The organism is Erythrobacter sp. NAP1 (assembly GCF_000152865.1).
Taxonomy (GTDB): domain Bacteria; phylum Pseudomonadota; class Alphaproteobacteria; order Sphingomonadales; family Sphingomonadaceae; genus Erythrobacter.
On the sequence record NZ_CH672390.1, the window covers coordinates 1377495 to 1403389 of the forward strand.

The 25895-nt window shown below is 61.1% G+C and carries 32 protein-coding genes; 10 read left to right on the plus strand and 22 right to left on the minus strand.

The window, feature by feature from the left end; all coding sequences use genetic code 11:
* The first annotated feature begins 42 nt into the window (after positions 1-42).
* The gene (locus NAP1_RS06490; RefSeq protein WP_007164450.1) at positions 43-1467 is read left to right on the plus strand and encodes a glutamate ligase domain-containing protein; all 1425 of its coding nucleotides are present in this window, start codon (positions 43-45) and stop codon (positions 1465-1467) included.
* The gene (locus NAP1_RS06495; RefSeq protein WP_007164451.1) at positions 1464-1745 is read left to right on the plus strand and encodes a hypothetical protein; all 282 of its coding nucleotides are present in this window, start codon (positions 1464-1466) and stop codon (positions 1743-1745) included. Before NAP1_RS06490 ends, NAP1_RS06495 begins: the two co-directional genes overlap by 4 nt.
* Here the strand turns inward: NAP1_RS06495 and NAP1_RS06500 are convergent, their stop codons facing one another.
* Positions 1746-2390 carry a glutathione S-transferase family protein gene (locus NAP1_RS06500; protein ID WP_007164452.1) on the minus strand — a complete coding sequence of 215 codons (645 nt, stop codon included), beginning with the start codon at positions 2388-2390 and terminating at the stop codon, positions 1746-1748.
* Entirely contained in the window at positions 2390-3331 is a 942-nt protein-coding gene (locus NAP1_RS06505; RefSeq protein WP_007164453.1) for a DUF808 domain-containing protein, read from the minus strand. The genes NAP1_RS06500 and NAP1_RS06505 overlap by 1 nt, the downstream gene beginning before the upstream one ends.
* 197 nt (positions 3332-3528) lie before the next feature.
* Here NAP1_RS06505 and rpsF point away from each other — a divergent pair, with 197 nt between their 5' ends.
* The 6 genes from rpsF (at position 3529) to NAP1_RS06535 (ending at position 8465) form a co-directional block, all read left to right on the plus strand.
* Positions 3529-3894 carry a 30S ribosomal protein S6 gene (rpsF, locus tag NAP1_RS06510; RefSeq protein ID WP_040464792.1) on the plus strand — a complete coding sequence of 122 codons (366 nt, stop codon included), beginning with the start codon at positions 3529-3531 and terminating at the stop codon, positions 3892-3894.
* Positions 3894-4118, plus strand: a complete 225-nt coding sequence (gene rpsR / locus NAP1_RS06515; protein WP_007164455.1) for a 30S ribosomal protein S18 — start codon at positions 3894-3896, stop codon at positions 4116-4118. The genes rpsF and rpsR overlap by 1 nt, the downstream gene beginning before the upstream one ends.
* A gap of 12 nt (positions 4119-4130) precedes the next feature.
* Positions 4131-4805 carry a 50S ribosomal protein L9 gene (gene rplI, locus NAP1_RS06520; protein ID WP_007164456.1) on the plus strand — a complete coding sequence of 225 codons (675 nt, stop codon included), beginning with the start codon at positions 4131-4133 and terminating at the stop codon, positions 4803-4805.
* A gap of 118 nt (positions 4806-4923) precedes the next feature.
* Positions 4924-6372: an AMP nucleosidase gene (locus NAP1_RS06525; protein ID WP_007164457.1), complete on the plus strand. Its 1449-nt coding sequence runs from the start codon at positions 4924-4926 to the stop codon at positions 6370-6372.
* 84 nt (positions 6373-6456) lie between these two features.
* A complete protein-coding gene (locus tag NAP1_RS06530) occupies positions 6457-6795 on the plus strand; it encodes a hypothetical protein (RefSeq protein ID WP_007164458.1) in 339 nt (112 codons plus the stop codon).
* Positions 6792-8465, plus strand: a complete 1674-nt coding sequence (locus tag NAP1_RS06535) for a methyl-accepting chemotaxis protein (protein WP_007164459.1) — start codon at positions 6792-6794, stop codon at positions 8463-8465. The genes NAP1_RS06530 and NAP1_RS06535 overlap by 4 nt, the downstream gene beginning before the upstream one ends.
* Here NAP1_RS06535 and NAP1_RS06540 read toward each other — a convergent pair.
* From NAP1_RS06540 to NAP1_RS06585, 10 genes are all read right to left on the minus strand, one after another.
* Entirely contained in the window at positions 8462-9007 is a 546-nt protein-coding gene (locus NAP1_RS06540; protein WP_007164460.1) for a YbjN domain-containing protein, read from the minus strand. The two genes, NAP1_RS06535 and NAP1_RS06540, sit on opposite strands and share 4 nt — an antisense overlap.
* A 71-nt stretch (positions 9008-9078) precedes the next feature.
* Entirely contained in the window at positions 9079-9984 is a 906-nt protein-coding gene (gene rimK / locus NAP1_RS06545; RefSeq protein ID WP_007164461.1) for a 30S ribosomal protein S6--L-glutamate ligase, read from the minus strand.
* Positions 9985-10018: 34 nt separating this feature from the next.
* On the minus strand, positions 10019-10468 hold the full coding sequence (locus NAP1_RS06550; RefSeq protein ID WP_007164462.1) for a RimK/LysX family protein: 450 nt from the start codon (positions 10466-10468) through the stop codon (positions 10019-10021).
* Positions 10465-11478, minus strand: a complete 1014-nt coding sequence (locus NAP1_RS06555) for a YncE family protein (protein ID WP_007164463.1) — start codon at positions 11476-11478, stop codon at positions 10465-10467. Before NAP1_RS06555 ends, NAP1_RS06550 begins: the two co-directional genes overlap by 4 nt.
* Positions 11475-13349, minus strand: a complete 1875-nt coding sequence (locus NAP1_RS06560; protein ID WP_007164464.1) for a M2 family metallopeptidase — start codon at positions 13347-13349, stop codon at positions 11475-11477. Before NAP1_RS06560 ends, NAP1_RS06555 begins: the two co-directional genes overlap by 4 nt.
* Before the next feature lie 78 nt (positions 13350-13427).
* Entirely contained in the window at positions 13428-13949 is a 522-nt protein-coding gene (locus NAP1_RS06565; RefSeq protein WP_007164465.1) for a hypothetical protein, read from the minus strand.
* Positions 13946-14734, minus strand: a complete 789-nt coding sequence (locus NAP1_RS06570; protein ID WP_007164466.1) for an alpha/beta fold hydrolase — start codon at positions 14732-14734, stop codon at positions 13946-13948. The genes NAP1_RS06565 and NAP1_RS06570 overlap by 4 nt, the downstream gene beginning before the upstream one ends.
* Positions 14698-15348 carry a 2-hydroxychromene-2-carboxylate isomerase gene (locus NAP1_RS06575; protein WP_007164467.1) on the minus strand — a complete coding sequence of 217 codons (651 nt, stop codon included), beginning with the start codon at positions 15346-15348 and terminating at the stop codon, positions 14698-14700. The genes NAP1_RS06570 and NAP1_RS06575 overlap by 37 nt, the downstream gene beginning before the upstream one ends.
* A 19-nt stretch (positions 15349-15367) precedes the next feature.
* Positions 15368-15916, minus strand: a complete 549-nt coding sequence (locus NAP1_RS06580) for a hypothetical protein (RefSeq protein ID WP_007164468.1) — start codon at positions 15914-15916, stop codon at positions 15368-15370.
* 4 nt (positions 15917-15920) lie between these two features.
* Positions 15921-16946, minus strand: coding sequence for an aspartate-semialdehyde dehydrogenase (locus NAP1_RS06585; protein ID WP_040464321.1), 1026 nt, complete (start codon positions 16944-16946; stop codon positions 15921-15923).
* A 71-nt stretch (positions 16947-17017) separates the two neighbouring features.
* Here NAP1_RS06585 and NAP1_RS06590 point away from each other — a divergent pair, with 71 nt between their 5' ends.
* On the plus strand, positions 17018-17884 hold the full coding sequence (locus NAP1_RS06590; protein ID WP_007164470.1) for an alpha/beta fold hydrolase: 867 nt from the start codon (positions 17018-17020) through the stop codon (positions 17882-17884).
* Here NAP1_RS06590 and NAP1_RS06595 read toward each other — a convergent pair whose 3' ends face one another.
* From NAP1_RS06595 to trmD, 3 genes are all read right to left on the minus strand, one after another.
* On the minus strand, positions 17885-20110 hold the full coding sequence (locus NAP1_RS06595) for a DPP IV N-terminal domain-containing protein (protein WP_007164471.1): 2226 nt from the start codon (positions 20108-20110) through the stop codon (positions 17885-17887). It lies immediately after the preceding gene.
* A gap of 128 nt (positions 20111-20238) precedes the next feature.
* Complete coding sequence (gene rplS / locus NAP1_RS06600) at positions 20239-20607, minus strand: 50S ribosomal protein L19 (protein ID WP_007164472.1); 369 nt, start codon at positions 20605-20607, stop codon at positions 20239-20241.
* Complete coding sequence (gene trmD, locus NAP1_RS06605; protein WP_007164473.1) at positions 20604-21344, minus strand: tRNA (guanosine(37)-N1)-methyltransferase TrmD; 741 nt, start codon at positions 21342-21344, stop codon at positions 20604-20606. Before trmD ends, rplS begins: the two co-directional genes overlap by 4 nt.
* A gap of 84 nt (positions 21345-21428) precedes the next feature.
* On the opposite strand from trmD, the gene NAP1_RS06610 reads away from it, so the two are divergent.
* Positions 21429-21929 (plus strand): hypothetical protein, encoded by a 501-nt coding sequence (locus NAP1_RS06610; RefSeq protein ID WP_040464329.1) that lies wholly within the window; start codon positions 21429-21431, stop codon positions 21927-21929.
* 14 nt (positions 21930-21943) lie between these two features.
* Here NAP1_RS06610 and NAP1_RS16455 read toward each other — a convergent pair whose 3' ends face one another.
* The 7 genes from NAP1_RS16455 to rpsP are packed head-to-tail and all read right to left on the minus strand — an operon-like array spanning position 21944 to position 25852.
* Positions 21944-22096: a hypothetical protein gene (locus tag NAP1_RS16455; RefSeq protein ID WP_007164475.1), complete on the minus strand. Its 153-nt coding sequence runs from the start codon at positions 22094-22096 to the stop codon at positions 21944-21946.
* Positions 22093-22410 carry a hypothetical protein gene (locus tag NAP1_RS06615; RefSeq protein ID WP_007164476.1) on the minus strand — a complete coding sequence of 106 codons (318 nt, stop codon included), beginning with the start codon at positions 22408-22410 and terminating at the stop codon, positions 22093-22095. Before NAP1_RS06615 ends, NAP1_RS16455 begins: the two co-directional genes overlap by 4 nt.
* A gap of 8 nt (positions 22411-22418) precedes the next feature.
* Positions 22419-23378, minus strand: coding sequence for a carbon-nitrogen hydrolase family protein (locus NAP1_RS06620; protein ID WP_007164477.1), 960 nt, complete (start codon positions 23376-23378; stop codon positions 22419-22421).
* A gap of 23 nt (positions 23379-23401) precedes the next feature.
* Positions 23402-24223, minus strand: coding sequence for a TIGR04222 domain-containing membrane protein (locus NAP1_RS06625; protein WP_007164478.1), 822 nt, complete (start codon positions 24221-24223; stop codon positions 23402-23404).
* The gene (locus NAP1_RS06630; protein ID WP_007164479.1) at positions 24223-24804 is read right to left on the minus strand and encodes a hypothetical protein; all 582 of its coding nucleotides are present in this window, start codon (positions 24802-24804) and stop codon (positions 24223-24225) included. Before NAP1_RS06630 ends, NAP1_RS06625 begins: the two co-directional genes overlap by 1 nt.
* Before the next feature lie 5 nt (positions 24805-24809).
* Entirely contained in the window at positions 24810-25337 is a 528-nt protein-coding gene (rimM, locus tag NAP1_RS06635; protein WP_007164480.1) for a ribosome maturation factor RimM, read from the minus strand.
* A gap of 8 nt (positions 25338-25345) precedes the next feature.
* Positions 25346-25852 carry a 30S ribosomal protein S16 gene (rpsP, locus tag NAP1_RS06640; protein ID WP_007164481.1) on the minus strand — a complete coding sequence of 169 codons (507 nt, stop codon included), beginning with the start codon at positions 25850-25852 and terminating at the stop codon, positions 25346-25348.
* Positions 25853-25895: the final 43 nt, after the last annotated feature.

Sequence of the window (25895 nt, forward strand, 5' to 3'; positions counted from 1 at the left end):
GGCGCTTGTCAGTCACTGTGCAAGCCCATAACCTTTGCAATCATGGATCGCGACAATGTTGATGCGCCTGATGCGCACCCTCTGTTTTTCTGCGGAATCGGTGGATCGGGCATGCTCCCGCTCGCCCAGATTGCGCATGGGTTAGGTATTGAAGTGGCCGGGTCCGACCGGTCATACGATCAGGGCCGCACGCCCGAAAAGTTCGCTTGGCTGGCAGACAACGGCTTCGCACTCTTCCCACAAGATGGGAGCGGGATCACATCGGGAAAGCAGATCCTGATCGCCTCCGCTGCGGTCGAGGACACAGTACCCGAAGTGCGCCGTGCGAAGGAACTTGGTTGCCAGCGCATGAGCCGCGCCGAGTTGCTCTCCAACCTGTTCAATCGCGCCGAGCATTCGGTTGCTGTCGGCGGGACGTCGGGCAAGTCGACCGTCACCGGAATGATCGCATGGATCATGGCCGAAGCTGGCCGCGACCCAACGGTCATGAACGGCGCGGTGATGAAGAACTTCGCCGACGGCTCCAATCCTTTCGCGTCGGCGCGGATGGGCTCGGGCAGGAGTTTCGTCAGTGAGGTCGACGAAAGCGACGGCTCGATTGCGCTCTATCGTCCCAGCGTCGGGGTTCTTCTGAACGTGAGCCTCGACCACAAAAGCATCGAGGAACTGCGCCAGCTATTCGGCGATTATGTCGCGATATCTGATCGTGCGGTCATCAATTTCGACAACGAGGAAGCCCGCTTCCTTGCCGAGCGCGTAAAGAACGTCGTCAGCTTCGCGGTGCACGATCAGAGCGCGGATATCACGGTCGAACCGGAATCGATCGAGCAGGACGCGCTCGGCATCAGGGCAGCGGTGATCGACAACCGCACGCGCGAAGTGTTCCCGCTAATCCTGCCGATGCCGGGAATGCACAACCTCTCGAACGCGCTTGCAGCTATCGCGGCGGCGAGTGCATCGGGTATCGAAGTGCGCTCAGCTGTCTACGTGCTCAAGGATTTTGCAGGTCTTGCCCGGCGTTTCGACGTGGTCGGGACGAGCGCCTCCGGCATTACTGTGATTGACGATTTCGGCCATAATCCGGAGAAATGCGCCGCGACCCTGCGCACGCTGAAGGCCACCGAAGGCCGCGTGATCGCCTTCTTTCAGCCGCATGGATATGGTCCGCTCAAGCAGATGGGCCATGAACTCGCGGAGACCTTCGCGAAGGAGCTAGGCGCGGACGACATCACGATCATGTGTGATCCCGTGTATTTCGGCGGCACCGTCGACCGAAGCGAGGGGACAGAACGGATCATCGCGATGATCGAGGAGCATGGCGGGACGGCCGAGCACATTCCCGAGCGCGAGGCCTGCGGCGACCGGATCATCGAAATCGCCAGCCCCGGCGATCGCATCGTCATCATGGGCGCGCGCGACGACACGCTCAGCACCTTTGCGCGCAGCATATTCGAGCGGCTCGCATGAGCATCTACGAACGGGCTCGCCAGCACGCATGGTTCATGGCCGGGGCGCTCGTGCTGTCAGTGCTGTTCGTGATGTTGGTTGAACGCACCTTCGGCCATTCGAGCATCGCTTTCGGCATTGCGATTATCGGCCTCGTCTTCGCCAATCGGCGGATGCTCACCTACAATTGCCCGAGCTGCGGGAAGAACCTGTTCTTTCGCGGGATATTTGCGGTTCCGTGGCCGAACAAGACCTGCGGCAAATGCGGGACGCAGCTCGCTCCTTCTTCCGATACCTGATCAGGCCGAAAGCGCCTTCAGCCCCGCCTCTTCGCGAGCTACGGCCCGCTTGTAGGCCTCTCGCTGCGTCAAGCGCTCGCGATAAGACTTGAGGCTGTCGGGCACGCGCTCGTCGAGGCCCACCCTGCCCGCCAGCACCAGCGCATAACCAACGCAGATGTCGGCCACTGTGAAACGATCTGCGCACAGATATTCGCGCCCTTCCAGTCGCTGCTCGACCTTCACGAGCCGCTTCTCGAACCACTTGGCATACGCAACGCCAGCATCGCCCCAACCCTTTGCCTTCTCGAAGATCGCAAAGCGCATATAGACCGTCTGCGGGAAGGTAATTGTCGCATCGGCGTGGTAGGTGTAGTCGAGATATTCGGCATAGTCGGCTTCATCCGGAGCGATGACCAAATCGCCAGAGCCGTCCTTCATGGCCAGATAATGCGCAATCGCACAGCTCTCGGTCATCTGCGTCTCGTTTTCGACCAGCATCGGGACTGTGCCAAGCGGGTTGATGTCGAGATATTCGGGCGCAAGGTGGCGCGGTGGGAACGGCAGCACCTTGAGATTAATATCGATCCCTGCCTCCTCCGCCGCCCAGGTCGCCCGCAGCCCGCGCGAACCGGCGCAGGTGTAAAGCGTCAGCCCGCCTACCATCAGTGAGCACCCTCATAACCGATGACCTTGTGGAGCAGGATTGCGATCACGAAACCCAGACCAAGCCCCAGCACCGCCGAGACGCCAGCATAAGTCACCCACCCGGCCACACCGGAAATCGCCGTCAGCGCGCCAGCCGCGGCATATTCTGCGCCGTGTGCAATATCGTAGAACAGGTCAAAGCCGATCTCGTGCGTGCCGTGGATGATGATCCCGCCGCCAACCCACAGCATCGCGATGGTGCCGATGAAGGAAAGCGCGATCAGCAATTTTGGAACGAAAGCCACCAGCCCCTCGCCGAAACTGCGCGTCGCGGCGCTGTCTGACTTGGTAAGAGACAGGCCGATATCGTCCAGCTTCACGATGATCGCGACTGTACCGTAGACGAGAACCGTAACAGCCACCGCGACGAGAGCCAGCGCCAGCCCGCGCTCCCACCACGTCGGCAGATCGAGTTCATTCAAGACGATCGCCATGATTTCTGCAGATAGGATCAGGTCAGTGCGAATAGCGCCAGAAATGCGCTGCTTCTCGAACTCGACCGGGTCCTCGATCACATCCTCGACCGTCTTACCGTGTTTGTCACCGCCAAGCTTCTCCATGACCTTTTCGGCGCCCTCGTAACAAAGGAAGGCTCCGCCCAGCATCAAGATGTAGATGATCAGCCAGGGCAGGAACTCTGAAAGCAGGATCGCGCCGGGTAAGAGAATCACCAACTTGTTGAACAAGCTGCCCTTGGTGATCGCCCAGATGATCGGCAATTCGCGCGCCGGGGAAAGGCCGGTGACGTAGCTCGGCGTGACGGCGGCATCGTCTATGACCACCCCCGCAGTTTTCGAGCCCGCCTTACCGGCTGCAGCAGCGATATCGTCGGCCGATGCAGCCGCAGCGCGCGCAATGACTGCAACGTCGTCGAATAAAGCGACCAGACCTGATGGCATTCATGTTCCCCTTTATATGTGCCTTCCCAACTGCCGCTTGGCCCCGCTGTTCCCGGCGCACAAGACTTGCATTACCGGCGAAAACCGTTATGTGCGCGCATCCGCTTCTTCCGGGAGGCGGTGCTAAAGAAAGCCGGAGGGGCCCCGCAATGGTGCGGACAAGCCAGCGATCGGCATTGCAATTGAAGGAACGCGAGATGGCTCTTTACGAGCATATCTTCCTCGCGCGTCAGGACCTCTCGCAGGCCCAGGTTGACGCGCTGGCGGCCACGGCGACCGAAATCGTCGAAGCGAACGAAGGCAAGGTCACCAAGACCGAGACCTGGGGTCTCAAGTCCCTCGCCTACAAGATCGACCGCAACCGCAAGGCGCATTTCGTCATGCTCAACATCGACGCCCCCGGCTCGGTGGTTGAGGAACTCGAGCGCCAGACCCGTATCAACGAAGACGTCATTCGCTACATGACCATCCGTGTCGAAGAGCACGAAGAAGGTCCCAGCGTGATGATGCGCAAGAACGAGCGCGACAAGAAGCGCCGTTCCGACCGTGAGGAGCGCGACTGATGGCCCGCCCGTTTTTCCGCCGCCGCAAGTCCTGCCCCTTCAGCGGCAAGGACGCACCCAAGATCGATTACAAGGACGTGCGCCTGCTTCAGGGCTTCATGTCCGAGCGTGGCAAGATCGTGCCTTCGCGCATCACCGCCGTTTCTGCAAAGAAGCAGCGTGAACTGGCCAAGGCCATCAAGCGCGCCCGTCACATCGGCCTGCTGCCGTACATCGTGAAGTAAGGAGAAAGAGACATGGATATCATTCTCCTCGAACGTATCGAGAAGCTCGGCACTATCGGCGACGTTGTCACCGTCAAGGACGGCTATGCCCGCAACTTCCTTCTCCCGCAGAAGAAGGCCCTGCGCGCAAACGAAGCCAACAAGGCCGTGTTCGAAGCCAACCGCGAACGTCTTGAAAAAGAGAACGCCGAGAAGCGTACCGAAGCTGAAAAGCTCGGCGAGAAGGTTGCAGGCGCAGAGGTTGTCCTCATTCGTGCCGCTTCCAACGCTGGCCAGCTTTATGGTTCGGTCAATGTTCGCGACATGGTTGCTGGCCTCAATGACAAGGGCCACGACATCGACAAGAAGCAGGTCATCATGGGCGCGCCCATCAAGACCATCGGCATGCACGACGTAACCGTCGCCCTCCACCCCGAGGTGCACGTGACCGTCAAGGCCAACGTCGCCCGTTCGGACGACGAAGCCGAACTGCAGTCGCAGGGCGTCGACGTTCTTGCACAGCTGTTCGAAGAAGAGCAGCGCGAGATCGAAGAAGCTGCTGCCGATACGCGCATCGACAATGCAGGCCTCGAACCGGGCGAAATCCCTGAGGAACTGTTCGAAGACGGTGTCGCCAAGCCGGAAGGCGTGAGCGAAACCGAAGCTTTGATCGAAGCAACGGATCACAAGAACGAAGACGAAGCCTAAGCGCTTTCTCTCTTCGAGCGAAAATTGGGCGCGAGGGTCAAACGACCTTCGCGCCCTTTTTGTAAAAGACCTGCAAAGGTCCTAAATTAAAGCCAAGAACAACAAAGAGGACAGCTGAATGACCCCAATCCCCACCATCCTGAAACAATTGCAGCAGCACTACAGCGACGCCGTCGCAACCCTTCGCGCGGACGTTATCGCGTTTGGCCAGAACGGCACCATCCCTCCGCAGCGAAAGCGCGAAGATGGAAGTTACGCCTATCCCCAGCTGACATTGCATTATTCAGGAGTGGGCGATCCCCAGGATCGCAGCCGCGCCTTTGGCCGGTTGGAAATGCCGGGTACCTACACCACCACCATCACCCGGCCCGACCTGTTCGGCCCCTACCTTGCCGAGCAACTCGAACTGATCTCTGCCGAATATGAGATCGACGTCACGGTAAGCCGCTCGCGCCAGGAAATCCCGTTTCCCTATGTGCTCGACGGTGAAGCCGGTGCGGCGATGCAGGGCACCCCGCCCTATGAAATCGCGCAATACTTCCCTTCGACCGATCTGTCGCTCATCGGAGACGAGCTGGCGGACGGCATCGAGTTCGACGACGATGCGGACATGCCGCTGTCGCTGTTCGATGGTCTGCGCACCGATTATTCGCTTGCCCGCCTTGCGCATTATACCGGCACCAAAGTCGAGGATTTTCAGGACTTTATCCTGTTCACCAACTACCATCGCTATGTCGATGAATTCGTGAACTGGGGCGCGCAGCAGATTTGCGAAAACGATGATGGCAGTGGCTACACGGCTCTCAAGGGTGCAGCTGGCCTCGACATCTCCGAATGCACTGACAACGCTCAAGAGCAGCTCAACGATACCGCCTGGCGCAAGCACCAGATGCCTGCCTATCACCTCATTCGCGAGGACGGCAAAGGCATCACCCTCGTAAATATCGGCGTCGGCCCATCCAACGCCAAGACGATCTGCGACCACCTCGCCGTGCTGCGTCCACATGCCTGGATGATGATCGGCCACTGCGGCGGCGTGCGCTCTAGCCAGAAGATCGGCGACTTCGTGCTCGCTCACGCTTATCTGCGCGACGATCATGTGCTGGATCAGGTGCTTCCGCCCGAAATCCCGATCCCGCCGATTGCTGAGGTTCAGCTGGCGCTGGCAGGCGCGGCGGAAGCCGTCTCGGGCGTTCAGGGCGCGAACATCAAGGAGCGCATGCGCACCGGCACGGTCGTCACCACCGACGACCGCAACTGGGAGTTGCACTACGCGTCGAGCGCCAAGCGCTTCTCGCAAAGCCGCGCAATCGCGGTCGAGATGGAGAGCGCGACCATTGCCGCGCAGGGTTATCGCTTCCGCGTTCCTTACGGCACGCTTCTGTGCGTTTCGGACAAGCCGCTTCACGGTGAGATCAAGCTTCCCGGGCAGGCCAACAAGTTCTACGAGGAAGCGATTGCCGCTCACTTGCAGATAGGCCTCGAAGCCGCGGCGCGCTTGCGCGATGAAGGCGACCGCCTGCATAGCCGCAAGCTGCGTGCGTTTAACGAGCCGCCCTTCCGGTAAAGCCGGTAAGGGCTATCACGCTGCGGTCCTATACGTGGTGAACCGGGGAAGATGCGCTAACCAAAATTGGCGATATCCCCGGCCATGCCCTTTCGCCCCGCGCATGGAAACGGTCGCTTTGAGCAAGGCCTGATTGCGGTCCTTGTGACTGCGCTCTGCCTTGCGGCGGTGGCGTTTGTAACATTGCCGCGTCCCGGCGCTCCGGTTGCGCTGGTGCCCCTGAATGCCAAGGCTGCTCGCGAACTCCCACGTTTGGTCGAGGCGCCGCGCACGCTGCTCCTTGCACGCGGGGCAGTGGACGGGTCCTTCATCATCCAAGGTGACACACCTGGTTTTCTCGAAGCTCTGAGCAAACACGGTGTCCTGACGCTCAATGCAACCGCGCCTGGCTGCGGGCCTTCCAAGGTCCGAGCAATCCCATGAGCGCTCTTCCCGACATGGGCACTCTTGCCGCCGCTGACCTACCCACGGCCACTGCCTCGGGCGAACCCGCCAGCGTCTTCGAGCTACTGGCAAGAGATGCCGCCGGAAGCTCCAGAACGACATCGAAGCCCATCCACTCACCCGCCGATGCAACCGCGTCCGAACTCATCGAGGGATTGCGGCGGAAAGGGGTGCTTCTGATCGCGATTGCCAGCGCCGGCGTGCTTATCTCCCTTGCCTTGATGGCCATAGTCGACGGGGAACACGCTCGCGGTGCAGCCGTAGCGAGCGCGCTGTTGGCCCTGATTCCGTTTTGGGCGGCGACAAAGGGCCGCACCGATGCAACTGTCCGCGTCCTTCTAGGCTTGGTGGCCGCGCTACAGCCAGCGCTCCTTATCTACGCGTCGCAGAACAGCATCTGGCAGTCAGAGATACAGCTCTTCGCCGTTCTCGCCCTCGGGCTGCTCGTGCCCCTTTGCGATACGAGAGCAGTGCTGGCAGCGAGCACAGTCGGGGTGCTGCATCATGTGACCGTTGCCTTCATCATGCCTCAGCCAGCGTTCTCCAGCAGCGAGGGAATGCTGGGCACTTCCCTGCACATCATGGGCCCTGTCCTGATTGCGTGCTTTTTGGGCTGGGTCACAGCAAAACTGGTTAGCATTATTGAGCGCATTGCCAACCTTGAGGGCGATGCAAAGGACCACGCCAAACAGCTGAACAGGCTCCACAGCGATCTTTGCGATGCGCAGAAGCGGTTAGAGGACGAGCGCAGCACGCATTCGCGTAAGTGTGAGCAACTGAGTGCCGCGCATCGTCGAAGCAATGAGCGGATTGCGGCGGACTTCGAGCAAACTATCAGCGCCGTTACGCACTCTGTTGCAAGTACAGTCTCAATGCTCGAGCGAAGCGCCCGCGGCTTGAAGGCGATTGCACAAGAGGCAGGCGAAGAAGCAAACGACGTGGCAAATTGCGCTGAGGGCGCAAGCCGCGCTGCCAATGTTGTCGCTGCCGGGGTGGCCGAATTATCCGTGGCTATCAGCGAGATCTCGGCACTTGTGCGCAAACAGAGCGACCTCTCGATTGAGGCAAACAGCCGTTCGGAAAGCGGGGGACAGGCGATCGGCTCGCTCTCAGAGCAATCACGGACCATTGGCGAGGCGACACGGGCGATTGTTCGCATCGCCGAGCGAACCGACCTGCTGTCGCTCAACGCTGCTATAGAAGCTGCCTCAGCGGGCAAGTCGGGTCGCGGGTTCAGCATCGTTGCTCAGGAGGTAAAGGCTCTCGCCTCGCAGGCGACCGATGCAGCCACGCAGATCGACGTATTCCTCAAGGGGGTCCGCGCCGGCACGCTGAGTGCAGAAAGCAGTTTCGAGGCCATCGATGCAGCCATTGCAGAACTCGGCAAAACCGCGACCGCCATCCTTCACGGGGTCGGCAACCAGACGCAATCGGCTGATACAATCGAGCAATTCGCACGCCGAGCTGCGGGCGAAGCGGACCAGATGGTCGAGAGAACCCGAACGCTCGCAAAGCGGGCCAGTTCTGCAAGCGAGCTGTCAGATGAGTTGCAGCGAGCGGCTGCAGGCCTGGCTCAGACTGTCCGAGAACTGGAGCGCTCGACCAGCAGTTTCACCGCCAGCCTCGGCGTTGATCCGATTCCCGCTTAGCCGTTTTCGAGTTCGATAAGAGCGCGGCTGAGCGTGGTGATGTTCTGCCCAAATACGACCATCTGCGCGAGCAGATTGCGATAGGTGATGCCGTTAGCAGCGTTGATGTAGGCCTGGAGAGCAACCATGCCCTGCGGATCGCGCATGACCTTTGCTGTGGGCTGGCGGTCGTTGAATGCATTGATGAACGCATCAAGCCGAGCAGCGTTGTCGACATTGACGTCATTGAACAAGGCGATGACAACCAGTCCAACGCAGCCATTCTGGTCCTCACACGAACGCGGCACGGCGACAAAATTGATCCCGCCCTCGGCGCTCGCGCGATAGGTGGTCAGGCCTTCAGCAGACTGCTCCACGGTCCAGGTCGCGCGCAGATCCTGCATCAGCATCCGCATCAGCTGATCGTCAAAGCGGCCGACCCAGTCGGGTCGCGCTGATTGCGCCTGTGTCTGGGAGGGGGCCTGCTGCGCTGCGGCTGGCGTTGAGGTTACAGCCAAGGCAAGGGCTGCGAGCGAAGTCGAAATGATCGAGCGAATAAGCATGCGCGAAGGGATAGCCAGTTTGCACGACGCCGCAAAGGGCCTGCTGATACTTCTTTGCAGGCTGTCCCGAATCAGCCCTGCCCCTTGGTCTTGGTCGCGCCGACCTTCGCGTTCGCCTGCATGAAGTCGATGATCTGGCCCGCAACGTCCTTGCCAGTCGCGGTTTCGATGCCCTCGAGACCGGGCGAGGAATTGACCTCCATGATCACTGGTCCGTGGTTTGAACGTAGCATGTCGACGCCGCAGACATTCAGACCCATGTGCTTTGCTGCCCGAACGGCGGTCGAACGTTCTTCTGGCGTGATTTTGATGACCTCAGCACTTCCCCCGCGGTGAAGGTTGGAGCGGAAATCGTCTGCCGCGCCGGTGCGCTTCATTGCGGCGACGACCTTGCCGCCGACAACCAGCGCGCGAATGTCGGTGCCGCCCGCTTCCTTGATGAATTCCTGCACGAGGATGTTGACGTTCGCCCCTCGAAACGCCTCGATCACCGACTTTGCGCTCGACATGGTTTCCGCAAGCACGACGCCGATGCCCTGCGTACCTTCGAGCAGCTTGATGACCACCGGCGGCCCGTTGACCGCCTTAATGATCTCCTCGGCCTGCTTAGGGTCGTTGGCGTAGGCGGTGAGAGGCAGACCAAGACCGTATTTGGCGAGGATCTGCATGGAGCGCAGCTTGTCGCGGCTGCGTCCGATCGCAACGCTTTCGTTGAGCGGCCACACCCCAGCCATCTCGAATTGTCGCAACACCGCAAGGCCATAATTGGTGATCGATGCCCCAATGCGCGGGATCACTGCGTCATAGCCTGCCAGCGTCTCGCCATTATAGGTCAGCGTGGGCCGATGGCTGGCAATGTTCACGGTGCAGCGCGTGGTGTTTAGAATATCGAGTTCGTGACCCCGTTGCTCTGCTGCCTCTTTCAGACGCTTGTGTGAATAGAGATTCGGATTGCGAGCCAGCATGGCGATTTTCATAAATGGGGTGTTCCTTGGAAAGGCGTGGGCGCGTCTAATTATCAGGGCGAGTGGGCGATTGCAGCCACGAATGTCCGCTATCGACTACAAAGCGTCGTCGCAGGGCCGTCCGCCCGATCAGCATCGGAAACTTCATGTCCGAACGGTCAGCAAGACTGAATTCAGCGCGAAATTCGACTTCACCGATGCGCAACGGAGTCTTGATTACGAACCTGTACTGCGTTTCGCCATTCGAGCTTGTTATGCCCCTCCTGTCAACCTGAACCGCCACGCCCTCGTGAGCGATATCGTCCCAGTCTACGGCAAAGCGCACGAAGGGTTTACCGTCGCGCTCGAATTGCTCGAGCACACGGGCATGCAGCGACGACGTACGCGCGCCTGTGTCGATTTTTGCCGGGATGCCGGTAAGGCCGATATCAGGCAGGTCGACCAGCTCTCGCCAGCCGACCGCGGGCAGGAATTTGCGAGGCGTTTTTCCGGTCACGGCAGGATCGCGAGCCCGTCCCCGCCCTCGCCGCCTGGCAGTCGCCTCAGGACTTCGCCGGTCGCGTAGTCGACCTCGGCCACCGTGTTGCTGGCGGTTTCGGCCACGTAGACGCGTGTCCCATCGTCCGACCACAGGATAGTCACCTGAAAGCGTTGCTGTGCATTCGAAGCCACGTCGACGGATATCTGCCGGGTAACCTTGGCCGTCTCGAGATCGATCACCGACAAACCGCTGTCCATCAGATCGGAGGTTACCGCGACATCGCCCTGTGGGCGGATGGCGAGGCGCAGCGGAAATGCACCGGTCTCGACCGTGCTGCGAACTTCCATGCTCTCAGGATCGAGAGCGAAAGCCTGATTGGAGCCGCGCGCCGATACCCACAGCGTCTCGCCGTCGGGCGTCAGTGCGATGCCTTCGGGTTCCTCTCCTACCGTGACCGAAAGCGGTACTCGGCGGGTAAGCAGGTCCACGCGCGTTACTGTTCGCGATCCAAGATCAGTGGTCCAAGCGGTGCGCGCATCGGGAGCGACGACCAGCATGTGGCTGCCGCGCTTGCCGGTCGCGTATTCGAATACGTCGGGCATCTGGCTCAGCGGACTGCGGATCCAGAAGATCGACTGACGCCCCTCGGCGGTCGAGTAGATGTGCCCGTTTTCATGCCACACGATGCCGTGCGGGCGCGCGTTCTCGCCAAGCTCGACGCTGTGCGTGCGCTCAAGCGTGTCGGTATTGAAAATGTCGATCGTCGTCCCGCCGTAGCAAGCTAGTGCGACATGCCGACCATTGGGTGAGGTCGCCAGTTCGTGCGGGTTGGTGCAGCTGTCGCGGCGCAGAACTTCTTCACCGCTCGCAAGATCGACCTTGGTGATCGTGTTGCCGCGCTTTTGCGCAACGAACAGCGTGCCGGTCACATCGGATGCGACCGGCGCGCTCGCCTCCGGCTCCTGCGCCGAAGCGCAGGAGACCAAAAGCGACGCTATTGCGGCAAAGGCGGCTGCGTATTTCACCAGCCTTCTTCCTGGCCCTCGTTCTGCTCTTCGAGCCACGCCATCAGCGGCGCGAAATACTCGACCATCGCCGTGCCGTTCATCTGACGCTCGCCGGTGAAGGCTTCGAGCGCTTCAGGCCACGGCTCGCTAGCGCCGAGTTCAAGCATGGCGTTGAGGTTCTTGCCCACTTCCTCATTGCCATAGAAAGAGCAGCGGTGAAGCGGCCCTTCCCAACCGGCCTGATCGCAGGCGGCCTTGAAGAACTGGAACTGGAGGAGGCGCGCAAGGAAGTAGCGCGTGTAGCTGACATTGCCCGGCACGTGGTACTTCGCACCCGGATCGAAGCCATCGGCTGGGCGCTCGACCGGCGGGGTGATGCCCTGATATTCGAGGCGGATATCGTTCCACGCCTTGTTGTAATCCCCAGGCGCGACACTGCCGTCGAACAGGCTCCAGCGATAGCGGTCGATCAGAAGGCCGAATGGTAGGAACGCCACCTTGTCCATCGCCTGACGCAGGAGAAGGCCAATATCCTTGTCGGCGCTTGGCACCTGTTCGGGTTCAAGCATGTCGATCTGCACCAGATATTCAGGCGTGATCGACAGCGCGATCATGTCTCCGATCGCTTCGTGGAAGCCGTCATTGGCGCCGCCGAGGTGCATGAAATCCTGCTGGTTGTAGGCGCGCTGATAGTAGTTGTGGCCAAGCTCGTGGTGGATCGTGATGAAGTCGTCCGCGTTCTGCTTGATGCACATCTTGATCCGCAGATCGTCGACATTGTCGAGGTTCCACGCAGACGCATGGCACACGACTTCGCGGTCGGCGGGCTTCGTAAACTGCGAGCGCTCCCAGAAGGTCTGCGGCAGCGGTTCGAAGCCGAGCGATGAGAAGAACTGTTCACCCACGCGGGTCATCTCAACCGCATCGAGGTCCTTCTCGACAATCAGGTCAGTGAGGTCATAGCCGATATCGCCAGCGCCCTCGGGTGCGACGAGCGGGTAGATGTTGCCCCATTCCTGCGCCCACATATTGCCGAGCAGGTCAGCGCGGATCGGGCCGGTCGCGGGCTGGACCTCGTCACCGTAATGCTCGTTCAATTTGCGGCGGACATAGGTGTGAAGCGCGACGTAGAGCGGCTTCACTTCCTGCCACATGCGCTCGGTGTCGGCGGCGAATTCTTCCGGGCTCATGTCGTAGCCAGAGCGCCACATCGTGCCGAGATCGTCGAAACCAAGCTCGGCAGCACCTTCGTTGGCGAGGCTCACATATTGCGCGTAATCCTCGCGCATCGGTGCGCCGACATTGTCGTGCCAGCTGGCCCACATTTCGGCGAGTTCCTCGGGCGTGCGATCAAGATTGCCCATTTCGGCCTCGATATCCGAGCCGCCGATTTCCTCACCGTTCAGAGTGCCGCGCCCCGCCCCATAGGCTGCACGAAGACGGGTGGCGATGTCGGACAGTTCCTCAGCCGCGCCGTCGCGTGCCGGAGCAGGCAGACCGATCGAATAGCGCAGCATACCAAGCTTGCGCTCTACCTCGGGGTCCAGCCCTTCGACGGCGGCATACTTGGCCGCTTCGTTGGCAAAGCCGACGCTCATCGTGGTGAGCTGCGCGCCATATTGCGAGGCGAGCGCGTTGGAATCGGTGTTGATGTAGGTCGCATTGAGCCACGACACGCGCGCATATGGCTCGGAGAAGGCACGCATCTCATCCTCGACACTGGCGACGAACTGCGCCGCGCCTTCTGGCGTCAGCGGGAATTGCGTACCGGCATCCTGCATTTCGGCGCTGTCCTGATGCGCCTCTGCCAATGCAGGCACCGAGGTGGCGGCGAGCGACACGGCCAGCGCAGCCGCCGAAGCCTTGAGCGAAAGTTTGGTGAATTTCATGGTGGAGTGACCCTCTTCTCTAGTCTTTTCCAGTCAAGTTCCTCTGGCCAGCGTGATTGCGCGGCTTTGAGGCGATTATCAAGATGCTCTCGACGAAAGGCGTTCCGCCAAAAGCGCGCCGATTACGGCCAATGTCGCGGCAATAAAGGCGAACACCTTTACCGGGCGCAACGTGGCGGCGAATCCGGCCAGATCATCATCGCCTTGCAATTCCATCAGCTGGATGAACTGCGCGATGGTCTCGCCATAATCGGTGGCGAGAAACAGCACACCTGCAACAAGGGCCGTGAGACCGAAAACCTTGAGAACGATCTGCGGGCGCGAGCGGTAATAGACCCCGGCAAGCACGCAGCCGATGCCGTAGATGCCGATGAAAACGAGATCGCCTGCCATCGCGATCCTTGCAAGATCCAAGACGCCGCCAGCGAGCCATTGCTGCTGTATCTCGTCCACCCGCGCCGCCGTGCCAGCAGCCTGGTGGTCGAGGATGCCGAGGGTGACTTCGCCTCCGGTGATCCCGCTTCCCAGCCAGATCACGATGCCGAACGCGACGAGGCCGCCGATCCACCAGAGCAGGAAGGCGCGCTTGGAAGCGGTCATGCGGTCAGAAACTCCACCAGAGCCTCGCCAAGCTCGGGCTTGGTGACGGAATTGAGGTGGCTGCCGGGCACCTCATAATAAGTCGCGTTGGGAAGCAGCGCGGTCAGCTCTTCGGCAGAGCCATTGTCGTTGTCCTCGTCGCCGCAGATAACCCCTGTCGGCATGGTGATGCTCGCCAGCCGCGCGAGGTCGAAATCCTCCATCGCATCGAGCAAGAGCCGCGCTGCGATGCGGTCGACGCCCTGCGACTTCAGAAACGTGCGCGCCACATAGGCGGGGTCGCCCGGCTTGATCGTGTCGAATTCGTCGATCACCCGCTTGAAGTGCGCCGCGCGCCGCTCCCACTCGGCAAGGCCAGCAACGCCCATGCCGCATATCGCGAGCTTGCGCGGTTCGAGAATGCCGTGGCCGACCGCATGGATCGCCGTGCGCGCGCCGAGCGAAAAACCAACAAGGTCGAACTCGCCCGGCTCCAGCGCCAGATGCTCCACGAGCGCCGCCGCATCGCGCACCAGCACGCCCTTGGGATAAGAGGCGGGATCATGCGGCGCGTCGCTGTCGCCGTGAACGCGGAAATCGAGCATGATCGCCTCAAACCCGGCATCGGCAAGCCGCGTGTGATGGCCCCACTTGGTCCAGTTCATGAAAGCGCTCGAGAACAGGCCATGCAAGAGCACCACTGGGCGTCCTTCACCCGCGCGGTGGACCGCGAGGCGCGTGCCGTCAAAGCTTTCGAAACTCTCGGCACTCACCGCCTCGCCAGCCCCTTCTGCTCCAAACGCCATTTCGCCATTTCGACGCGGTCCTGACCGAAGAACGGCTCCCCATCAATGACAAGCGTGGGCACGCCCCAGTGACCTGCGGCTTCCAGCGCTTCTTGATTGTCGGCGATCTCGGCGTCGAGCGCTTCAGCGTCGCTCTCGGCCTCTGCGTCGATCTCGGCAAGGTCGAGGCCAGCGCGTTCAGCTGCGCGCGCGAGGTGATCGCCTTCATTCCAGCCATCGACGCTGCCGTCCCATATGATCGGAGCGACTTCGGCGGCAAACTCCAAGCCCTTGCCGCGCCGGGTCGCCGCCTGTCCAAGGCGGCAGAGACGGTGAATGTAAGGTTGTTCCTCAGCAATCTCGCGGGTCATCAAGTTCTGCACCACCGGATCGGGCCTGGGCCAGCTGATCGGAATGCCCAGAAACTGCCCTGCGCGCATGCAATCCATCACAATGTAACGCGGCGCCGCAGGGTTGCCGGTGAACAGAATATCAGGATCGCGAATCGCAATGGGCCATACGGTGCGAAGCGTGATGTCCAGATCGTATTCGCGCGCCATATCGCGGTACCGGCCCACGGCGAGGTAGGAATAAGGCGAGCGGAAGCTGAAGAACAGATCGGCTGATAATGTCATGCCGCGAGCCTAGCGCGCTTCAGCGGAAAAAACACTGCGTCCCTGAATAAAGCATGGAAACCGCATCATCCTCGATGAAGCCCGCAAACCTGTCGCCAAGCATGAATTCCTCGCCCAGCGTACTGCCTTCGATCAGGGCAAAGCCAGGCATGGCTTCCAGATCAGAGCGCGAGGTGCCGACGGGCAGGCCTTCTACTCCGATTGAGTCCGACGGCTCGTTGACCAGCCAGCCAACGAGGATTCCGTCCTGGTAATTGACTGTCAGCCCGCCCGGATAGGCAGAGCTCTCCATTGGCCCCGCGCCGCATTCGGGCATTTCCAAGATTTCTCCCGGCTCGCCGATTGCGCGGGTGAGCGCGGCTTCGACTTCGCTTTGTCCGGCAGCAAAGAAGAACGCGTCAGGTCCAGCAACGAGGCCTTCGGACCTGAGCGTGACCTGGCCCGGATCGATGATTTCGGCGACCGCCCCGCCCTCGCGTTGTTCAAGCCGTTCGGCTGGCGACGGTACATCCGACCCGCCACAGGCAGCTAGTGCCAGGCAAGAGGCTGCGATCACCAGTACGCGCATCGCTTCAGCCCTTCTTGAGATGACGTCGACCGAGCAGTTCTGCGATCTGCACCGCGTTCAATGCCGCGCCCTTACGCAGATTGTCGGACACACACCACAAGGTGATGCCATTCTCGACCGTCGGGTCCTCACGCACGCGGCTGATATAGGTCGCGCTGTCGCCGGCGCTTTCGACCGGGGTCACGTAGCCTTCGTCCTCGCGCTTATCGACCAGCATGATGCCGGGAGCCTCGCGCAGGATATCCTGTGCCTGCTCTGCCGAAAGCTCGTTCTCGAACTCGATGTTCACCGCCTCGGAGTGGCCGACGAAGACCGGCACGCGCACGCAGGTCGCGTTCAGTTTGATCTTGGGGTCGAGGATCTTCTTGGTCTCGACCATCATCTTCCACTCTTCCTTAGTCGAACCATCGTCGAGGAAGACGTCGATATGCGGGATGACGTTGAAGGCGATCTGCTTGGTAAACTTCGCCGGCTGGACCGGATCGCCCACGAAAATTGCGCGCGATTGTTCAAACAGCTCGTCCATCCCCGCCTTGCCCGCGCCGGAAACCGATTGGTAGGTGGAAACCACGACGCGCTTGATCGTCGCCGCCTTGTGCAGCGGAGCGAGCGCCACAACCAGCTGTGCGGTCGAGCAGTTAGGGTTCGCGATGATGTTGCGCTTGGAATAATCGTCGATCGCATCGGGGTTCACCTCGGGCACGATCAGCGGCACGTCGGGTTCCATCCGGTAGAGCGAGGAATTGTCGATCACCACGCAGCCCGCTGCCGCCGCTTTCGGCGCGTACTCTTTGGCGGGGCCGCTTCCGGCGGCGAACAGCGCGATATCCCAGCCCGACCAGTCGAAATGCTCAATATTCTTGCATTTGAGCATCTTGCCGGTGTCGCCGAACTCAACCTCTGATCCCTGGCTGCGCCCGCTGGCGACCGCCGCGATTTCCTCAATCGGGAATTCGCGCTCGGCCAGCACTTGCATCATTTCGCGTCCGACATTGCCCGTCGCGCCGACGATAGCCACCCGGTAACCCAATTCACATTCTCCGATTAAGTTTCTTGCGCCGTGAGGTGGCGACACTATGCCCCATTGGCAAGGGGAAAGACGTGACGCTGACTACGCGAGACTGGCACAACCGGGCCAAGCAATTCCACTTTGACGGGCACAAGATCGCCTATTGGACAGGCGGCGATCCAGAGGCGAGGCCGCTGCTGCTGGTGCACGGCTTTCCGACCTGCTCCTGGGACTGGGTGCCGGTGTGGGATACTCTGGCTGAGAAGCACCACCTTATTGCGTGCGACATGCTTGGTTTCGGCCTGTCGGACAAGCCGCGCTCGGGCTACTCGATCCATCGCCAGACCGATCTTCAGGAAGCGCTGCTGGGCGAGCTTGGCGTGGGCGAGTTCGATGCGCTGGTGCACGATTACGGCGTATCGGTCGGACAGGAATTGCTGGCGCAGCAGCAGGATGGCTCAGGCGCGAAGGGCCTTGGCAAAATGGTGTTTTTGAATGGGGGCATCTTCCCCGACCAGCACCGCCCTCGCCCGATGCAGAAACTCGGCGTTTCGCCTTTCGGCTTCCTGCTCGGTCTGATGATGAGCCGAAAGGGGTTCGGCAAGAGCTTCTCCGAAGTGTTCGGCCCCGACACCCAGCCGAGCGAAAAGGAGCTCGACGAATTCTGGGAGTTCATCAGCTACAAGGACGGCAATCGCATCACGCACAAGCTGCTCCATTACATCGCCGACCGGGTCGAGAATAAGGAGCGCTGGGAAGCCGCACTTGTCGGCGCGCAAGACAAGATCGGCCTCATCAACGGCGCGCTCGACCCGGTTTCGGGCAAGCACGCCTATGACAAGTGGTGCGAAGTGTTGCCGGACGCGAGGCACCACCTGATTGAGAATGTCGGCCACTACCCGCAGGTCGAAGCGCCTGACGAAGTCGCCGCCAAGGCGCTGGAGTGGCTCACCGGGTAATTACTCCGGCGGGGTCACCCCGTGCGCCTCGAGAAAGCGGAACATGGTGTTCCACAGATGCGGGCTGACCTGCTCGCCGCCAACGCGGTGGGTGTAGCCGGGATAAAGCATCATCTCGAATGCGACGTTGTTTTCCTGAAGCACGCTGATCAGCTCTGAAGAGTTCTCAAACACCACATTGTCGTCCGCCATGCCGTGGATCAGTAGCAGCGGATCGCTGATCTTGGTTGCATTGGGAATGGCGCTCGCGGCTTCATACGCTTCGGGCACTTCGCGCGGATCGCCCATAAAGCGTTCGGTATAGTGCGTATCGTACAGGCCCCAGCGGGTCACGGGCGCGCCTGAGATACCGGCTGCATAAAGCCCCGGATCAGCCTGCAACTGCTTCAGCGTCATGTAGCCACCATAGGACCAGCCGTAGATCGCGATCTTCTCTGCATCGACGTAATCGAGCGTCTTGAGAAACTCGGCACCGGTCTTCTGATCGCGCACTTCGACCCCGCCCATGGCGCGGTAAAGCGGCTGTTCGAAATCGACCCCGCGATTGGCTGAGCCGCGATTGTCGAGCGCGAACCAGATATAGCCCTTGTCAACCACCGCCTGCGCCAGAGCGCCGCCCCAGCCCTTGTCCACGACCTGCGGACCCGGCCCGGAATAGTGATAGTAGAACACTGGATACTGCTTGCCCGGCTCCATCTCAGGCTTGAGCATCATGTAATGCAGCGGCGTGCCGTCCTCGGCTGGGATCGTGCCGTATTCGGGCGGCGTGTGGCTCAGCAGAAACGGCGTGTAGGGATGATCCGCGTCGAGCGCGTTTTCCTCGACCCAAACAAGCCGTTCCCCCCTCGTATCCGCGATATAGCTTTGGGTCGGCTGGTCGGTGGCTGAACGACTGATGAGCAGGCCCTTGCCCGTTGGGTCCATGCTGGCCGAGTTGGTGTAGTCGGGATCGGTGAGCAGCGTCGGTTCGCTTTCGGCGGACAGGCTGGAGACGTAGACCTGCTCGGTCAGAACATCGGTCACTGCTCGATAATAAAGCTTGTCCCCGTCCTGATCCACTCCGACCAGCGCGGTGACAGGCTCCTTGCGGCTCGTCAGCTGCGTCCAGTTCTCTCCGTCGAAGCGGTAGAAATTGCCGAAGCCATCCCGCTCCGACCACCACAAGAGGCTGCCATCTTTCAGGAAGCGGTAATTGTCTGAAAGGTTGATCCAGTAATCGTCGCGCGCGGCGGTTTCAGTGAACCAAACCTCGCTCTCGCCCGTCGAAGGATCGACCTTGAGCATGTCGAGCACGGTCTGTTCGCGGTTCTGGCGCTGGACATAGAGATAGTCGTCCGGCCCCCAGTTCACGCGGGCGACGTAGATGTCGGTGTCGTCTCCCAAGTCCACCTTCACACGGTTCCCGCCATCGGGGTCCATCACATAAAGTTCGACAATCGCGTTGTCCGAGCCAGCCACCGGATAGCGTTGGTCGAAGACCTGCGTGCCGGTTGCACCGATAGCTGCGCGAGTGACGATACCGACCGGGCTTTCATCGGTGCGCTGGACAGCGATGCGCTGGTCGTTCGGTCCCCACCAATACCCTGTGAGGCGGCTCATCTCTTCCTGCGCGACGAATTCGGCTTCGCCCCAGCGGATCGTGTCTTCTTCCTTGGGCGTGATCGGAGCCGCTTCGCCTCCCACTTCCCCGACCCACAGCTGGCGATCGCGCACGAAGGAAACGTAGCCCGCCTTGCTCGAAAGCTTGGGGTTGAGTTCGCTTTCCTCGGTATCGGTCAGGCGCTGGACCGTCCCGTCGAGCTTGGCGAAATAGAGGTCGCCGTCGATGGGCACGAGGACGCCCGAGCCATCGCTTGCCCATTGGTAGGAGATGATACCCTTGAGACTGCCAACGCGTGCGCGCTCCCGCTGCATCTTTTCGTCTTCGGATAGCTCACGACCCGAACCGATCGCCTCGCTATCGACCAGCATGCGCCATTCGCGCGTGGCGAAGTCATATCCCCACAGGTCGTAGCGCGAGGAGTCCTCCTCGCGGTTGCGCAGCAGGGTCAGGTACTTGCCATCGGGCGAGAACTTGACCGCGCGCGGGGTCGGTCCGTTAAGCGATGGGGAGGCAAAGACGCGTTCGAATGTGAGTTCAGGAGAGCTCTCGGTCATGTGCGCGTCCGCGAAAGCAGTGGTCGGCAAAAGGATTGCGGCGGCGGCAGCAAGCAAAGCAATTCGCATTTCAAGGAAAGCCCCTTTGTTGTCATTCAGAATAGGCTCTCGCAATCACGACGAAGCATTGCAACCCCGCAACGAAAAAGGGCGGCCCAACGGACCGCCCTTTACGAATTTCGCTATGCCAGCGAGGCTTATGCCTTGGCGACGTTCTCGCGACGCTCGGCGATACGCGCACGCTTACCGGTGCGGCCACGCAGGTAGTACAGCTTCGCACGACGCACGACACCGCGACGAACGACGGTGATCGAATCGACGATCGGCGAGTACAGCGGGAACACACGCTCCACGCCTTCGCCGAAGCTGATCTTGCGGACGGTGAAGTTGGAGCCCATGCCGCGGTTCGAACGCGCAATCACAACGCCTTCGAAGTTTTGCACACGCTCGCGGTTGCCTTCCTTCACCTTGACGCCCACGCGAACGGTGTCGCCTGCGCGGAAGTCGGGAATTTCACGTTCAACCTTGCCGATTTCTTCGGCTTCGATTTGCTGGATCAGGTTCACTGGTCCGTATCCTTGTTCTTTCGCCGCGCGCCAGAGGCAGACTGGTCCCGAACGCCCTCATGACGTTCCCAAAGGTCCGGTCTGCGTAACCGTGTAATTTCTTCGCTTTTCGACTTTCGCCAAGCAGCGATCTTCGCATGATCCCCCGATCGCAGCACTTCGGGGATCGTGCGCCCTTCCCATTCGTAAGGTCGGGTATATTGCGGGTATTCAAGAAGGCCGTCCTCAAACGACTCCTCGGTCCCGCTAGAAGCCGCGCCCATTACTCCGGGAAGCAGCCGAATGCAAGCGTCAAGTATCGCAATCGCCGCCGTTTCTCCGCCCGAGAGGACGATGTCGGCGAGGCTGACTTCCTCGATCTGCGGGCGCGCTTCGAACAGTCGCTCATCGAAGCCCTCGAACCGGCCACAGATGATGGTGACGCCGGGACCATCCGCGATCTCGCGAATACGGGCCTGGGTGATGGGCTTGCCGCGCGGGGTCATCGCAAGGATCGGGCGCTCATCCGCGACGCTGTCGACCGCCGCCCCCAGGATGTCCGCCTTGAGCACCATACCGGCACCTCCGCCTGCGGGCGTATCATCGACGGTGCGGTGTTTGTTAGTGGCGAAGTCGCGCGGGTTGACTGTCTCACACGCCCAGTCCCCTCGCTCGAGCGCCTTGCCTGCGAGCGAAGTGCCAAGTGGCCCTGGAAACATTTCGGGATAGAGGGTGAGGATGGTGGCGGCGAAGGTCATCGTGCGCGCCCTGCCAGCGCGAGGGCAATCAATCAATTCCTAAGGTTCGGTGGTTAATGTGCATGCATGGCACGTTTCAGAAGCATGATTTCGGATCCCGAACTGCGCGAATACTACGAAGGCCCTCCCGGTGGGCAGCGTGTAGCCGCCAGTGGCACCCTCATCAGTTTCGGCAAGAACGGGTCACTAATCTTTGGAGGCGCACTAATCCTGTGGCTCTTCCTGTATGTCTCGACAATATTTCCCTATCTCGGGCAGGCGCAACAGTCACAGATGAGCGGCGCAGGGTTCAACGTTTCGGGAGGGGTGAGCAATTTCGGTACGCAGCGTATGTTCCTGGTCGCCGGCCAGACCGCGTTTTTCGAGTATGACGTCAAGGGCGACGAAGACGCGGGAGTACGCTTCGACCTTCACGCATGGCCGAATGCCGCTTTCTCCGACCAGTCGCAGACGATCACGGGCACACAGTCGGGCCGCGCTGAATTCGTGGTCGAAAAGACCGGGTTCTACAGCTTCTACCACGACTTTTCGACTAACGCGCCGGGCAGCAAAACAAGCTATTCGGTAAGCTGGGGGGCGGAGTAGCTACTCTGACCAATTCACCCCATCTTTCGCCCGCTTATCGACATTAATTCCAAACACGTCAGGCCGCGAGTAATGGCCGTCGGTGTCGGGCCGCCATCCCACATGCCGAACTCGTTGACTGGTGCGGCATCGGCTGCGGCGGCATAGATGATGGCGGCGAAGGTCATGCCCTGCGCGCCGATTTCGCGAAGAATCTCAGGAAGAAGCCGACAGCCACTACGGCCAAGAACCACAGGGCACCAAAAAGCGCCGCACGCTCTAGTTCGGCCAGCAGATTGTCTATCATGTTTGGCGGTGGCGAACCGGTCTCGGCGTCATGCCGCCCGATGGCAACTAGTTCGCGATAGCCAGTGAGAGCGACATATCCCAGTGCCGGAAGGATCGCCAAAGAGGAGACGAGCCAGCGCAATCGTCGCTCCGGGAAGAGCGCTCGCCAAAAGAAATTCATCGCGACCGACGCCAGCACGAAGATGGTGATCATCCAGGAGTTCAATATTCATACCCCCAATTCACGCCGTCTTTCGAGCGCGTGTCGACATTGAGCTCAAACACGTCGGGCCGCGAATAGTGTCCATCGGTATCGAGGCTCGCCAAGCCCTCACCGATCTCGCCGAGGTCGAGTTCGGCGTGGAGGGTTTCTTCACCTTCACCCGCCTGCGCCAGCACCCGAGCATCGGGGGCGATGACCATTGATCCGCCTCGGTTCAGCACCTCGCCCTCAATGGCGTTGAAAAGCGCCAGAGCCTCTGGACTCCCGCCAACCCGTTCCAGCCCGTCGAACAGATCATCGCGGTGCTGTACCAAACCCGCCGCGAGCACAAAGCAGCGCCCTTCCATCGCATAGTGCCGGCTCGCCAGCGCATATTCCTCGCGCACGGTCGGCCAGGCGGCGACGTGGACGCTTTCGCCGAGATTGTGCATCGCGGCGCGCGCCAAGGGCATCCAGTGCTCCCAGCAGATCAGGTTGCCCGCCCGGCCCCACTCGGCCTCGTGCACGCTCAGCGTCGAGCCGTCACCGCGCATCCAGATCAGGCGCTCACCATGGGTCGGCACCAGCTTGCGGTGGTCGAGCGGCGCTTCGCCCGGGCGGAAGAGCAGTTGGTTATTGTAAAGGCTTTGCCGCAGCCGCTCATGCGCGCCGAGGCTGATGACCGCGCCGCTGGCATCGCACAGCTCTTGCAAGGGAAGCAACCGCTCGTCACCCCGCACAATAGCATTATCGAGCATGATCAGATGGCACGCCTTGGTCCCCGGATGGTCCCACAAAGCCGCGCCCGGAGCTTCATCGAGCCAAAGCGGATAGCCACCCAGGAAGGTCTCTCCGAAAGCCACCATCTGCGCGCCCGCATCGATGGCTTCCTTGGCGAGGCGCGTGGCCTTCTCGATACCGCCATCGAAGTCGAGCGGAATCGGTGCCGCCTGGCAGATCGCTACGTTGAGTTTGGTCATGTCCCGCGCCCTACTCGCGCGGGCTAGCCCCCGCAACCGCCGCATCCTCCGCCGCAGCCGCCTCCACCATCGCCGCTATCGCTCGATCCGCCGCCATCGCCGCCTGTGCCGGACTGGCGCGCGGCATGGACCGGCTCCCACGGCGTGCCGACCAAAACGCCTGTGCCGAAGATTGCAACGGCATAGCCTGCCTCGTTCGCCTGCGGAGCGCGGCGCAAACGGCTGCCATTCTGCTCAAGCGAGCGCACAACTTCATTCCCGGCCATCGTTCGCGGATTGCCCATCGCGAAGCGGAAAAGGCCGAGGACCAAGGTGATGATAATGAGAGCCACGAGGAACCCGGTCGGCTCCCCGATCGCAGCCCCTGCTTGTTGACGGTAAAGCCCGATGGCGAGCAGCGCGGCATATGGCGCAGCCGACAGTGCGCGCAGCTTCCACCTATCGCCCTCGTCCATCATCAGGCCGCGCCGGATCAGCTGCGTCTCCACCGCCGCCGCCTGCGCCTTGATCGAGCGGCCCGCTTCGGCCGGGCGAAAGCCGCCGACCTTGGCGAGGATTGCTCGCTCGCTTTCATTCTCCGCAACCCCGGTCTGCCGGACCGCGAGTCTTTTCCTCTCGTCCACGTCGAGAGCGCCCTTCGCAAAGAGCGAGGAGAGCACCGCTACACTCAGCCGGTCGGCTCCGCCGGTTAGGACTGCGACTTCCTCGAGGTCCTCGACCTCGCCGCGCCTCCCTTCAGGGCGCAGGTTTGCAGGGATCCACAAGCCTGCGAAGATGCAGGTGACGAGCATTATGCAATAGAAAACGAGAAAGTCGCCGCCGGTGTAAGACGCGAAAAGCTCCATCAGAAAATCACTCCCACTACGACCGCGATGCCCACACCCAGCGCGATCCAGCCAAACGCGCCGAGGATAGCGACGCGTCTTTCCAGCACCATAACATCATCGGGGTTAACGCGTATGCCCTTGGGATCGCGGCCAAAGCGGCGCTGCGCAGCGGGCCAGATATCGGGCGGCGCGGTCTCACCAAAAGCGTCCTCGTAGAGTTCGAGCGTCTCGGCATATTGATCGTAGAACCGCGACTTTTCCGCCGCTCCGCCAGCGGTTGGGCCATGGTGGAGGTCGCATTGCAGGATTTCCTCGCAATACTCGCCCCAATAGTCGCGGCTGTAGGTGAGGTGGAGGTGCCAGGCCTGATCGACCGCATCCGACGGAGTAACCTCCTGTCCTGCAGTGACGGCGAGGTAGCAGAAACGCTTGTATTCGCAGATCACGCGGCTGGTGAAGTCGGCCTCCCAGCGGTTTTCGCGCGCCAATCGTGCGGGGAAGGAGAGCGTGGCGGTTTCCGGGCCGATCACATAGCTGTCGAGTCGCTTCCACAGCTCTGTGGAAGTCGCGTATTCGATAGAGGGATCGGACGCGCTCATAAGCGCTATTGGTCGGCGAAATCCTGCGAAATGACAAGCCGCTGTGCGTCCCATTCGATCACGGCGGCCTTGGTCATTGGGACCATGATCGCTTTCAGGCCCTTTTCAGGCGGCGGATCGAGTGCGATTTCAATAATGTCGGTTGCGCCGAAATTCTGGACAGCAGTCACCTTGCCGATCGCATTTCCAGCGTCGGTTTCAACGGCAAGCCCGATCAGGTCGGCGTGGTAGTATTCGCCCTCTTCAAGCTCGGGCAAAGCCTCGCGCTGGACGGTCAGCACCGTGCCGCGCAACCTTTCAGCCTCGCCCCGCCCCTGCACCTCGGCAAAGCGGGCGATGGCGCCGCCCTTGTTGTCGGAGCGGACTTTCTTGAGGGTCAGTGCGCCCCCGTTAAAGCTTTTGTGCTGGCGAAGGGCATCGAGCCCCTCGCCCAACAGCTTCAAGCGGACCTCGCCCGCCACGCCGTGCGCGCCGGTGATGGCGGCCAATTCCACCAGACCGGGCGCAGCTTGCGTGTCGGACGTGTCCGCCAAGGCGAGGCTTAGCCTTCTGCCTTGTCTTCAGCAGCGTCTTCGGCAGCTTCTTCCGCCGGTGCTTCTTCAGCCGTTGCTTCTTCAGCAGGAGCCTCTTCGGCGGGCGCTTCTTCTTCTGCCGGAGCTTCGGCTGCTGCCTTGGCTTCCTCTTCGGCGGCCTTGGCTGCTTCTTCGGCTTCCTTCAGCTTCTCAGCCTTTTCCTCGGCGCGTTCCTTGGCCTTTTCGCCCGGTTCTGCCTTCTGAGGATTGTTGCGGGCCGGACGTTCCATGATGCCGGCGGCATCGAGGAAACGCATGACGCGGTCGGACGGCGTGGCGCCAACGCCGAGCCAGTACTTGGCGCGGTCTTCGTTGAGCTTGACGCGGTTCTCGTCATCCTTGGCGAGCAGCGGGTTGTAGGTGCCGATCTGCTCGAGATACTTGCCGTCACGCGGGCTGCGCGAGTCCGAGACGACGATGCGGTAGTAAGGACGCTTCTTCGCGCCACCGCGCGACAGACGGATTGCAACTGCCATTGTAGATTACCTTTCGAGTTTAAATATCTGAATTCTTATAATT

Bases quoted from the DNA above. Each gene is read 5' to 3' on its own strand.
- NAP1_RS06490 (WP_007164450.1), top strand. From the start codon at position 43: ATGGATCGCGACAATGTTGATGCGCCTGATGCGCACCCTCTGTTTTTC.
- NAP1_RS06495 (WP_007164451.1), top strand. From the start codon at position 1,464: ATGAGCATCTACGAACGGGCTCGCCAGCACGCATGGTTCATGGCCGGG.
- NAP1_RS06500 (WP_007164452.1), bottom strand. From the start codon at position 2,390: ATGGTAGGCGGGCTGACGCTTTACACCTGCGCCGGTTCGCGCGGGCTG.
- NAP1_RS06505 (WP_007164453.1), bottom strand. From the start codon at position 3,331: ATGCCATCAGGTCTGGTCGCTTTATTCGACGACGTTGCAGTCATTGCG.
- rpsF (WP_040464792.1), top strand. From the start codon at position 3,529: ATGGCTCTTTACGAGCATATCTTCCTCGCGCGTCAGGACCTCTCGCAG.
- rpsR (WP_007164455.1), top strand. From the start codon at position 3,894: ATGGCCCGCCCGTTTTTCCGCCGCCGCAAGTCCTGCCCCTTCAGCGGC.
- rplI (WP_007164456.1), top strand. From the start codon at position 4,131: ATGGATATCATTCTCCTCGAACGTATCGAGAAGCTCGGCACTATCGGC.
- NAP1_RS06525 (WP_007164457.1), top strand. From the start codon at position 4,924: ATGACCCCAATCCCCACCATCCTGAAACAATTGCAGCAGCACTACAGC.
- NAP1_RS06530 (WP_007164458.1), top strand. From the start codon at position 6,457: ATGCCCTTTCGCCCCGCGCATGGAAACGGTCGCTTTGAGCAAGGCCTG.
- NAP1_RS06535 (WP_007164459.1), top strand. From the start codon at position 6,792: ATGAGCGCTCTTCCCGACATGGGCACTCTTGCCGCCGCTGACCTACCC.
- NAP1_RS06540 (WP_007164460.1), bottom strand. From the start codon at position 9,007: ATGCTTATTCGCTCGATCATTTCGACTTCGCTCGCAGCCCTTGCCTTG.
- rimK (WP_007164461.1), bottom strand. From the start codon at position 9,984: ATGAAAATCGCCATGCTGGCTCGCAATCCGAATCTCTATTCACACAAG.
- NAP1_RS06560 (WP_007164464.1), bottom strand. From the start codon at position 13,349: ATGAAATTCACCAAACTTTCGCTCAAGGCTTCGGCGGCTGCGCTGGCC.
- NAP1_RS06565 (WP_007164465.1), bottom strand. From the start codon at position 13,949: ATGACCGCTTCCAAGCGCGCCTTCCTGCTCTGGTGGATCGGCGGCCTC.
- NAP1_RS06570 (WP_007164466.1), bottom strand. From the start codon at position 14,734: ATGGCGTTTGGAGCAGAAGGGGCTGGCGAGGCGGTGAGTGCCGAGAGT.
- NAP1_RS06575 (WP_007164467.1), bottom strand. From the start codon at position 15,348: ATGACATTATCAGCCGATCTGTTCTTCAGCTTCCGCTCGCCTTATTCC.
- NAP1_RS06580 (WP_007164468.1), bottom strand. From the start codon at position 15,916: ATGCGCGTACTGGTGATCGCAGCCTCTTGCCTGGCACTAGCTGCCTGT.
- NAP1_RS06595 (WP_007164471.1), bottom strand. From the start codon at position 20,110: ATGCGAATTGCTTTGCTTGCTGCCGCCGCCGCAATCCTTTTGCCGACC.
- trmD (WP_007164473.1), bottom strand. From the start codon at position 21,344: ATGACCTTCGCCGCCACCATCCTCACCCTCTATCCCGAAATGTTTCCA.
- NAP1_RS06610 (WP_040464329.1), top strand. From the start codon at position 21,429: ATGATTTCGGATCCCGAACTGCGCGAATACTACGAAGGCCCTCCCGGT.
- NAP1_RS16455 (WP_007164475.1), bottom strand. From the start codon at position 22,096: ATGACCTTCGCCGCCATCATCTATGCCGCCGCAGCCGATGCCGCACCA.
- NAP1_RS06615 (WP_007164476.1), bottom strand. From the start codon at position 22,410: ATGATCACCATCTTCGTGCTGGCGTCGGTCGCGATGAATTTCTTTTGG.
- NAP1_RS06620 (WP_007164477.1), bottom strand. From the start codon at position 23,378: ATGACCAAACTCAACGTAGCGATCTGCCAGGCGGCACCGATTCCGCTC.
- NAP1_RS06625 (WP_007164478.1), bottom strand. From the start codon at position 24,223: ATGGAGCTTTTCGCGTCTTACACCGGCGGCGACTTTCTCGTTTTCTAT.
- NAP1_RS06630 (WP_007164479.1), bottom strand. From the start codon at position 24,804: ATGAGCGCGTCCGATCCCTCTATCGAATACGCGACTTCCACAGAGCTG.
- rpsP (WP_007164481.1), bottom strand. From the start codon at position 25,852: ATGGCAGTTGCAATCCGTCTGTCGCGCGGTGGCGCGAAGAAGCGTCCT.